Origin of the sequence: Glaciecola petra (genome assembly GCF_031846345.1) — a bacterium.
GTDB lineage: Bacteria > Pseudomonadota > Gammaproteobacteria > Enterobacterales > Alteromonadaceae > Glaciecola > Glaciecola petra.
Map to the genome: position 1 here is coordinate 315183 of NZ_JAVRHX010000004.1, position 9666 is coordinate 324848.

Here is a 9666-nt window from a genome sequence, read left to right on the forward strand (position 1 = left end):
CTAAGTTTTTGGAATGAGCCTTCGCCATAAATATTCAATGGGGCCTTGCTTAAACTTCAGTAAATAAAAGTAGCTAAGTATTATTTGAATCGCCACGATACAAAAGCCGATCATCCAAATGCTGCTTAAGCCTAATTTACCCCCTAATGCGCCAGCAAAACCATTGAACAAAATGATTGCAATCACAGATTGAGATAGATAGTTTGAGAGCGCCATTCTCCCAAGCGGTGCAAATATACTAAAAAATGCTATAGCTCGTTTGTACACTAGGGCTAAAGTGGCTGCATAAGCTAAGGCAAGCGGCACTACACCAAAGGCATAAGCAACTATCCTAAGTAATTGCAGAGAAGGTTCTGACGCATCGATCAATATAGCCATCGCTATGTTTGCTGGTATTCCAACCACAAAACCTAACAAGGCTGTTTTAAGCAAAAACGGTTTATTACTTAATAAATCATGTTTAATGATATGACGACCCGCCACAACACCCAAACAAATAATACCAAACACTTTGAATATTCTGCCTTCTGCCGCTATTAGCGCCATCCTAACCAATGGGTCATAAAGTTTTGCTGTAAAATGTAGTTCCAAATTATTAGTCATGATTAAATACAAAGCTTGTTCAAATAAGTCACCAGGTGGTACGCCAAGTTCAGCTAGCTTTTGCATAAAAATTGAGAAGAGCACGCCTGGGTAGAAACCAATTATCCCCATTAAAATAGCATGTAAAATAGGCAGTAATATTGATATAACACCAATAATGACAAGTGTCCGAGAAGAACAATGAAACAACAACAGTACTAAAAATCCAAGCACAGCATATAGTGTGATGATATCACCCAGCCAAATTAGCCAAATATGAATCAAACCAATTAGTAAAAGTACGGCTAATCTTTTGTACATGTAGCGTTTATATGCCGAGATATCATCTTTAAAACGAATAAATTGAATGCTCATTCCAACGCCAAATAGTAAGGAAAAAAGCGTATAAAATTTGCCATGAATAAATATTAATTCAATATTTTCAAGTATGTTATTAAAAGAAGCTGCTTCAAATGTCGCTTTATATTCGTCGGTATAAAAGAGGTAACCTGCAAAAATTTGGATATTCGCAAAACAAATAAAGCAAATTGAAATACCTCTTAAAATGTCTAAGAAATCTATCCGCGTACGCTGTTGAGCCCTATTTGATAGCTCGGTAGATGTGTTGTCCATAACAATTCCTAGCAGTTTGATAAAGGAGGCTACACGAAGCTAACACAGCATTTGCGTTTCAACCAGACATATTAACAAATACTGCGTTGATAAAAGACAAATATGACGCTAAAGAAACTCTCAATACTAAAATCCTCTGCAATTCTTAATTTTAGATAGCGTCGTTAATCAATCTGCACTTAATGAATCGACATGTTTGCCGATATATTCCTGACAACGATAATCGGATTTTTTCATGAAGCGAACAGCATTTATTTATAGTGCAATAAGCATATTACTCTTACTATTTCCTCTCCAAATGTTTGCTAAAGTTTCAGTACAGGTGAAAGTGCTCGCTCTCGACGGCACCCCACTCAGTAATATAGTGGTCTCTGCTGACCCTTCAGGCGAGACCAAATCAAATAAAAGTAGCGCTCCTCTAAAAGCGACCATGCAACAAATTAATCAGCAATTTGTGCCACATATTTTAGCGATAAATAAAGGCACTTTAGTCGAGTTTCCAAACACTGACACTGTAAAGCATCATGTATATTCATTTTCACCCGCTAAAACATTTGAAATATCAATACAAGCAAAGTTATCAAAAACGGGCGTTTTGTTTGATCAAGCAGGGATCGTTGAACTGGGTTGCAATATACATGATTGGATGCTGGGCTACATATATGTTGCTGATACTGAAATATATGGAACAACTGATCAAGATGGCATATTTGCAAGCTCGATGGAAAATGCTGGCTATACACTCAATATTTGGCATCCTCGACTAAACAATAAAGAAATACTGCAAGAACACTCCATTGATGTTGACTCAACTAAAAATGATACATTTTTCACTATCCAATTAAGTACTGATTTATTGCCAAGTTTCTCTGAATTCGACAAGGTTGGCGGATTGGATAACTATGACTAGATTTTTTAGTTTTCCAGAAACTTCATTACGAATAAAACTGCTCGCCAGCTTTTTTGCAATTGTATTAGTCGTTATCACTTCAACCCTTTATTTTGTTAAATTTGCCGTATTTTCTCATTCTGAAAAACTATTGATGCAAAACACAAAAGTAAGCTCAGCATTGATCACTGAACACCTGAACGATGCAGCACGTGTTTTATTTAAGTCCGCTAACACTCTTTCTGGTGACTTTAGTACCAAACAATTAGTGCTTGATTCGGCAAACGACGTAAAATCGCTAGACTTAGCCATGGAAAACTTTACAACACGTTTTAGCGCTACTCATTATGGTGTTATTGGGCAGCAAGGCGAATTGATTAGCGCTACAAGAGGTTTTGATATAAGTACAATTAATAACCCAAATCGCTTTGCAAACGACGCTATTACTTGGCATGTTAATAACAATGATGTATTTCTGACCAAATCCGTAGCAATAAAAAACACACCTAGATCACGCAATGTTATGGCATGGTTAGTGTTTGCGATTCCGGCTGAGGCATTGTTTAATGACGAAATGATGCAACTGACTCAACTCGATGTATCATTAATTAAGAATAATAAAGATATTATTCGATCAAGCTATGACATTGAAATAGTCGAGCAAATCGTAAATTCCCCACTGACCAATGCAATTGGTATTCAGAATTTTGATCTCGATACGGGACACTATTTATATACCCTTGAATCCGTCGGCGAAGCTGTCAATGCAGATATATCTTTAATGCTTTCAACGGCTGAAGAAGACGCATATTTTTCATATAACAATCTGATTACACAATTGATTGGCTTACTTGTATTTATTTCAATATTCGTGCTTGTATTAGCAATATATCTTGCCCGAAATATTTCGCTACCAATAGATAACTTGATTCATATCACCGATAAAATTGGAAAAGGTTTAGACGTACACGATTTCCCATCTAGCGATACGAAAGAAGTAAATACCTTGTCGCATGCCGTCTCGAACATGCATGAGGGTATGTTAGCAAGGCAAGAACAAATAAATCGGCTAGCGTTTTACGATAATTTAACCGAATTGCCTAATCGCGTTCGTTTTATTCAATATTTGGATGAACAACTTAAATCAAACAAACATACAAGCATTTTTCTTGCCCTTGTCGATATAAGCCGTTTTAAAGAAGTAAATGATGCGATTGGTCATGAAGCAGGTGATGAATTACTCAAATTAGTCAGCAAACGCCTCAATAGTCGCTACAAAAACGATATGTTTGTTGCACGAATGGGCAGTAACGAATTTGCCTTATTGAACTTTGATTTCGATAGCTTGAGCGAATTCATGGCAGACATACAACAGTCGTTTAAACATGTTTTTTGTGTCAATAATGTCTCGCTGAATATTGATATTAATATAGGCGCTACAAGTTTTTATTATGATACCGACAAAAACAATGGCTCAGCGAACTTATTATTGCAAGCTGACATAGCCTTACAAGCATGCAAAAACAAACATAGTGCTTGTTTGGAGTATTCAAGTGAATTAAATACATTTTCTGTGGAACGTTTGCAAACATTGTCAGAGCTAAAAGACATTGTCAGTTCAAATCAGCTAAGTTTGTATTTTCAGCCAAAGCTGTGTTTGGCTTCTAAAGAAATTACAAATGTAGAATGTTTAGCACGTTGGATTCATCCTGACCGAGGCTTTATTCCACCCGACGATTTTATTCCATTAGCTGAACAATCTGGCGCTATTAGACAAATTACACAATGGGCAATAGAAACGGCAATTTGCCAGCATCGTGATTGGTATAAACAAGGTATGGATTTAAAAATGGCCGTAAATATTTCTGCGATAGACTTAGCCGACCCTGATTTTGCTAAAATAGTTGTGGGTTTATTAACAAAACATCATGTAGAACCTCATAAACTGATACTAGAAGTCACCGAAAGCGCAGTTATGAGCGATACAGAGGTTGCTCTACAAACACTAAATCTGCTTTCAAAAATTGGCATAGGTATCTCAATAGACGATTTTGGGACGGGTTTCTCTTCCATGGCGCAACTAAAAAAGTTGCCCGTTAACGAATTGAAAATAGACAAAGCTTTTGTACTTGAAATGGCTACAAGTGTCGACGACCAAGCGATGGTAAAAACCTTAATTTCACTCGCAAACAATTTAGGATTGCATACGGTTGCTGAAGGCGTAGAGGATTTAGCTGCATTAAATTTACTTGAAGAAATGGGCTGCACTTACGCTCAGGGTTACTTTATCAGTAGGCCTATGCCACCGTCTGACGCTTCAAAATGGCTTCTTCAAAAAACAAGAGATGTCACAAAGGCATGCCATGAAGCTTAAGTTATGCTTGTATTTGAGCATTCTTTTTTTCTCATCTCTATCACAAGCAAGTAACCTAGGCGGGCGGATTGAAATACAGCTAATTAACAAGGACTCTTTATCCAGTTACCAACAAAAAGGAACAGGATTATTGAGAGCAGAAAATAGCGGACTACAGTTACAACAAAGCTTTATTTACGGCAATTTCAGGCTTAACAAAGATTGGACTTTCGATACCGTAGCCAACATTTTTGCTGATGGTGAAAAATCCCTTGGCATTACTCAAGCTGCATTTATCTATAAACCTTTAAGTCCAAACATTATCAAGTTTAAAGCCAGAGCTGGTTTTTTCTATCCAAAAATGTCGGTTGAAAACTCTTCTAAAGGTTGGTTATCTCCATATACCTACACACAATCGGCTATTAATACCTGGATTGGCGAAGAATTACGTATATTGGGAGCTGAAGTTGCATTGTACTCAAGTGGCAGAAAGCGCCAAAGCCCATGGAGTTGGGATGTTTATTCGGGAATATTTAAAGGCAATGACACCACAGGTGCCCTGCTGACATGGCGCGGTTTTGCTACTCACGATAGACAAAGCCTTCATAATGACATTATACAATTTGCTCCTATCCCAAGCGTCGAAAATCTTGTGCCGTACATTCCGACACCAACTTATACAAAGCCTTTTCAAGAAATAGATGGCAAGTTGGGAGGATATATAGGTGCTCATCTAAAATATTTTAGAACATCAGAGTTTCGATACTATTACTACGACAACGATGCTGATCCTTTAATCGTCAATAATGATAGACTATATGCATGGCGCACTAAATTCCATAGCCTAGCTTACATTCATAATATCAATCAAAAATGGCGAATATTAGCTCAATATATGAAAGGCTCTACATTGATGGGGGCAAATGCGGTCGCTGGTGATTATGTTGCTTGGTATGCCATGTTCAGATATCAAAAAGATAAACATAGTCTCAGTGCACGTGTTGATGATTACTATTTAAAGGAAACTGATGCTAAACCATACGATCCAAATGATAACAATGGCACAGCATATACTCTTACCTATAAATACTTATTTAATGAGGATTATGAGTTTGGCATTGAGTGGCACCAGCATAATAGTGATGTAGAGAATAGGGAGCTATTGGGCCAAACTAAAAAGAAGCAGCAAACTCAGTATATGCTAGTGTTTGCTTTAAATTTTTAATATCCGTATCAGTAACTAGCGAAACATTAAAATTGTTTAGACACCCAAAACCTGAAATCATGATCATCAGCACTGTTTGAGATACCCGCTAAGTAACCGAATTGGTATGTAAACTTGCCCAATTTTCCAGACATGACACTACCTAATTGATGGTTTTGCTCATTCCAACTGCCAATGTCAGTAACTTTACCCCAGCTATTAAACATTTCAACACTTACTCTGCTACCAGAATCTAATTTATAGCTTAAACTTGCCCGTGTTTCGGCTATTGTTCCTGTAGTGGCTGTTCCACCAAATTGCCATGCACCTATTATTAGCCCTCGAAAACGCCATTTCTCACTTAACTTCCATTCGTTGGTCCAATTAATAGCAAACTGCTCTGGACGGTTACCTCGACGTGTTCGAATGTCGAAGCGAATACCACTATTCCAATTATCGTTTTCAGTTGCGGGTCTAAAAAACCACAGTAATTCAGCTCTTACATTATCCCAATCGGTATTTCCATTACGTTCTATAATCTGCCCAACCACTCGCCAACGAAAGCTTTCATCAATGGCTTCTTGATAGTGAAAACGATGCGCTAATGCATTTTTTTCACCATTTTCAGCAGGCACTACAGAAATTCGATACATGGCTGAACTATCTTCAGGGTTGATCACTGGACCGTGGACGCCAGATGTATTAGTCGCGAATACTTGAGCTGTCAGTAACAGCGAACTCAATAACATAATCGTGCGGTTCAAATTGGACACTATTAATAATATTCCTAAAGAAGATCTGTTTTACGAATTTAAGACTAACTTAGATTCAGTTGATAAATTTGCGAGATGTTTGATGGTATCGACGGTATCAGCAAAACCAATAAGAGTTTCACGTCAATAAAACGATATTAAGCGTGTAAACTTACACAATAACCAGCATATTTTCTAACATTTATCACGCGCTCTTGGTCGAGTAATAGGTATTGTCCTTTAATACCGACTAACTCCCCACTAAAAGTCATATCTTTGTCTAAATTTATCGACTTAATTTTTTCTGGGTATTTATTTACGGGATAGGTAATCTCAACAACGTCTGTGTCTATAGTTTGTAAAGCTTGAAGACCATACTGCTGTTGAAGTTCAGAAATCTTTTGATCTACCTTGTTAAGCACTTCGTCTCTAATTTCGATTAAATCAAGAGACTTTGCCTTACCTTTAAGCATTGTTCGCCAATTGGTTTTATCACCAATAAACTTTGAAATTTCAGTTTCGACTAATCCGCTCAACAAGCGCTCTTTTACACGCAAAATTGCTAAGGCTTGAGTCGCACCTTGGTCAATCCATCGAGATGAGACATTATCGGAGATATGCCTTGTTATCCCAACTTTTACATTTCCAGTATTGCTTAAATAAACAATGTGATCTTGTAAACAATTAGCTTCACCCCATTCGGGCTCTCTGCAAGTGCCTTCACTATAATGGCAGAGTTCAGGCTTTATGATGCAAGTATCACACTGTGCCAAGCCGCGCATGCAAACAAAACAGTAACCTTGGCTAAAGCTTTTGTTAGTTTTTCTGGAACAATGAATACAATTAATCTGACCTTTATATTCTACTGAAATATTTTTACCAATTAGCGTGTTCATTTCAATCAATTCATCACCAATTGGCAATTGATAATTTACTTTCCCGTCGGGAAAAGCAAACGCTTTCATTTTTGAAATATTTCCAGACCATGTCGTCATAAAATTTACATTTGTTTGTGAGCCATCATGTAATTGTATCAGCTAGTTAAGAATAATTTCACTTCAATTTAATTAATGTTAGTTTTTTCCGAGGCATTTCATGATACACGACGGGATTCATTGATTGTTAATGAGCTGACCCTGCATTATTCTTCACACTCAGCGGAGAAATTATGAAGTTTATCGACGACAAACTAAATCAACTCAGACAAGAAACAGCAGATCTAGCGATTAAATGCCATGATATTGGTGATGATAAAACACATCAACTGATGCTCGAGGTTTTGGAATTGTTAGAAGTTACCCATGACACATTTCTTGGAAAGTCACTTACCAACGTTTCAAATAACGTTTTAAAAGATAATCAAAAACATTAAAACACTCTTCTTTAAATTCAGCTATAATCTCGCCTAAATATCAGCGTTGGAGAGAAGCATGCTAGTTTGTGGCGTAGAAATTAAAGGAACTGAGGCAGTAATATGCTTGTTATCATTTCACGACGGTTTAGTGTCTATACCTGATTGTAGGTCAAGAAAAATTGACTTTAACAAACAAAATCGGGCAAGTGATCTTAAGTACTTTCAATCTACCTTTCGTAAACTCATGCAAGACTATAAAGTGGAACTTGTTGTTGTAAAAGAACGTCCTCTAAAGGGCAAGTTTGCAGGTGGAGCACTTGGCTTCAAAATGGAGGCAGCAATACAAATGTTAGAAGATATAGACGTTGAACTTATGTCTTCTGCAAAATTAAAAGAGTCTTTAAAACGTAATCCTTTGAGTGTTGCTTTTTCAGAGACAGGTTTAAAAGTGTTTCAACAAACGGCGTTTGAAGTAGCTTACGCGACTCACATGAATAAACATTACAATTTAGATTAGTGTTTTTAGTTTACACATCTTTGTTACCTTTCGTTACTTTTTACCTGTAGCTTTTAATCACACGTCATAATAACCTTTCATAACTTACTACATGCTTATTCTATTTAGGAAAGTAAATGTTCAAATATAACCATCTTAAATTAGTAGTATTGTTGTCGGTTGCAATATGTTCTAAAGCGTTTACTGCTGAACTGAGCGCAATCGAAACCCTCTATAAGTCAGGTGAATATAAGTTGGTTTCCAAAAATCTTAAAGAATTGGGAACAAAAAATTTCACTCCTGAACATTTTACCCTTTACATCAATGCACTAAGGAGAATGGATCTAGATGATGCAGAAGACGCTGCGGAATTGGCAATAAAAGCATATCCAGAAAATGCAGATATGTATTTAAGCCACGCAGGAATCATGGGTGACCAAGCTCAAGATAGCGTTTTTAGTGCTTTAGGGTATGCAAAAAAAGCATTAAATAGTTTGAAGAAAGCCGTCGAACTCAAACCTGATCAAATAAAATATAGAAATGCGTTAATGTCTTTTTACATTGCCGCGCCGTCTATCGCAGGTGGAGATATTGAATTAGCAATGATAGAAGCTAATGCTATTAAAAAGATTGATAGTACTGCCGGCATTGCTGCTAGTGCAAGAGTTTATAGTGCAGATGACAAACCAGACAAAGCAATAGCAATTCTCAATGAAGGCATCAAAGAACAACCTAATTCCATATCGTTACATGCAAACTTAGCTAGCTTTTATAATATGACTGAAGACTTTTCGTTAGCCATAACAACATACAAGAAGCTGGGTAACTTACCTATTTCTGTTGATAGCGAAGATTTTTCTAACAATGAAGACTATATAAATGCTTTGCATTCTGAGCAGTTATTAATTTTGGGTTCTTATTACCAATTAGGGCGAATAGCGTTGGCTTCAAATACGAATCTTCAAGATGGTATTGATTCTATGAATAGGTATATTGAATTGTATCCACAAGCAGATTTTCCAATCAATAATTTACCATCCCTTGATTGGGCAAAATTGAGATTAGCCGGACTTTATTTTGAAAATAAGCAATTTAGCAAAGCCGATAAACTCTTTAATGCTGTTGAATTAAATAAAGAAAACAAGCAAATGAAACAAGTCCATAAAGCACTCGGAAAAGCATTAAAAAAGCAAAATAAGTAGTTATGTAGGCTCTACCTTGACTGTCTAGCCTAAAGCTTGAAGAACGCTATATCTTTCATTTACGCATATTTATACCCATACTCAAGGCAATAAAAAACCCGTTGCTTTGTTAAAACAACGGGTTGATATGGTTGCATGCGTTTAATGGTACCGCACGCCCCTACAAACTTTAGCGAGTAAGTAAGGTGTCAGCTACCGTGC

At 36.8% G+C, this 9666-nt stretch carries 9 protein-coding genes; 6 read left to right on the forward strand and 3 right to left on the reverse strand.

Features of this window, described 5'->3' with window-relative positions; all coding sequences use genetic code 11:
- On the reverse strand, positions 1 to 1215 hold the full coding sequence (locus tag RM552_RS14315; protein WP_311369538.1) for a DUF418 domain-containing protein: 1215 nt from the start codon (positions 1213 to 1215) through the stop codon (positions 1 to 3).
- Between the two features lie 235 nt (positions 1216 to 1450).
- Here RM552_RS14315 and RM552_RS14320 point away from each other — a divergent pair, with 235 nt between their 5' ends.
- The 3 genes from RM552_RS14320 to RM552_RS14330 are packed head-to-tail and all read left to right on the forward strand — an operon-like array spanning position 1451 to position 5682.
- On the forward strand, positions 1451 to 2125 hold the full coding sequence (locus RM552_RS14320; protein ID WP_311369539.1) for a methylamine utilization protein: 675 nt from the start codon (positions 1451 to 1453) through the stop codon (positions 2123 to 2125).
- Positions 2118 to 4478, forward strand: coding sequence for an EAL domain-containing protein (locus RM552_RS14325; RefSeq protein WP_311369540.1), 2361 nt, complete (start codon positions 2118 to 2120; stop codon positions 4476 to 4478). The genes RM552_RS14320 and RM552_RS14325 overlap by 8 nt, the downstream gene beginning before the upstream one ends.
- Positions 4468 to 5682 carry a hypothetical protein gene (locus RM552_RS14330; protein WP_311369541.1) on the forward strand — a complete coding sequence of 405 codons (1215 nt, stop codon included), beginning with the start codon at positions 4468 to 4470 and terminating at the stop codon, positions 5680 to 5682. The genes RM552_RS14325 and RM552_RS14330 overlap by 11 nt, the downstream gene beginning before the upstream one ends.
- 26 nt (positions 5683 to 5708) lie before the next feature.
- Here the strand turns inward: RM552_RS14330 and RM552_RS14335 are convergent, their stop codons facing one another.
- Both RM552_RS14335 and RM552_RS14340 read right to left on the reverse strand, forming a co-directional pair.
- Positions 5709 to 6434, reverse strand: a complete 726-nt coding sequence (locus RM552_RS14335) for a hypothetical protein (RefSeq protein ID WP_311369542.1) — start codon at positions 6432 to 6434, stop codon at positions 5709 to 5711.
- 137 nt (positions 6435 to 6571) lie between these two features.
- Positions 6572 to 7408: a DUF2797 domain-containing protein gene (locus RM552_RS14340; RefSeq protein WP_311369543.1), complete on the reverse strand. Its 837-nt coding sequence runs from the start codon at positions 7406 to 7408 to the stop codon at positions 6572 to 6574.
- A 173-nt stretch (positions 7409 to 7581) separates the two neighbouring features.
- Here RM552_RS14340 and RM552_RS14345 point away from each other — a divergent pair, with 173 nt between their 5' ends.
- The 3 genes from RM552_RS14345 (at position 7582) to RM552_RS14355 (ending at position 9465) form a co-directional block, all read left to right on the forward strand.
- Positions 7582 to 7785 carry a hypothetical protein gene (locus tag RM552_RS14345; protein WP_311369544.1) on the forward strand — a complete coding sequence of 68 codons (204 nt, stop codon included), beginning with the start codon at positions 7582 to 7584 and terminating at the stop codon, positions 7783 to 7785.
- 58 nt (positions 7786 to 7843) lie between these two features.
- Positions 7844 to 8284: a DUF3010 family protein gene (locus RM552_RS14350; protein WP_311369545.1), complete on the forward strand. Its 441-nt coding sequence runs from the start codon at positions 7844 to 7846 to the stop codon at positions 8282 to 8284.
- Between the two features lie 116 nt (positions 8285 to 8400).
- Positions 8401 to 9465 carry a tetratricopeptide repeat protein gene (locus tag RM552_RS14355; RefSeq protein WP_311369546.1) on the forward strand — a complete coding sequence of 355 codons (1065 nt, stop codon included), beginning with the start codon at positions 8401 to 8403 and terminating at the stop codon, positions 9463 to 9465.
- The last annotated feature ends 201 nt before the right edge of the window (positions 9466 to 9666 follow it).

Excerpts from the sequence above, each read along its gene's own strand:
- RM552_RS14325 (WP_311369540.1), top strand. The coding sequence starts at position 2,118 with ATGACTAGATTTTTTAGTTTTCCAGAAACTTCATTACGAATAAAACTG.
- RM552_RS14315 (WP_311369538.1), bottom strand. The coding sequence starts at position 1,215 with ATGGACAACACATCTACCGAGCTATCAAATAGGGCTCAACAGCGTACG.
- RM552_RS14320 (WP_311369539.1), top strand. The coding sequence starts at position 1,451 with ATGAAGCGAACAGCATTTATTTATAGTGCAATAAGCATATTACTCTTA.
- RM552_RS14355 (WP_311369546.1), top strand. The coding sequence starts at position 8,401 with ATGTTCAAATATAACCATCTTAAATTAGTAGTATTGTTGTCGGTTGCA.
- RM552_RS14340 (WP_311369543.1), bottom strand. The coding sequence starts at position 7,408 with ATGACGACATGGTCTGGAAATATTTCAAAAATGAAAGCGTTTGCTTTT.
- RM552_RS14345 (WP_311369544.1), top strand. The coding sequence starts at position 7,582 with ATGAAGTTTATCGACGACAAACTAAATCAACTCAGACAAGAAACAGCA.
- RM552_RS14350 (WP_311369545.1), top strand. The coding sequence starts at position 7,844 with ATGCTAGTTTGTGGCGTAGAAATTAAAGGAACTGAGGCAGTAATATGC.
- RM552_RS14330 (WP_311369541.1), top strand. The coding sequence starts at position 4,468 with ATGAAGCTTAAGTTATGCTTGTATTTGAGCATTCTTTTTTTCTCATCT.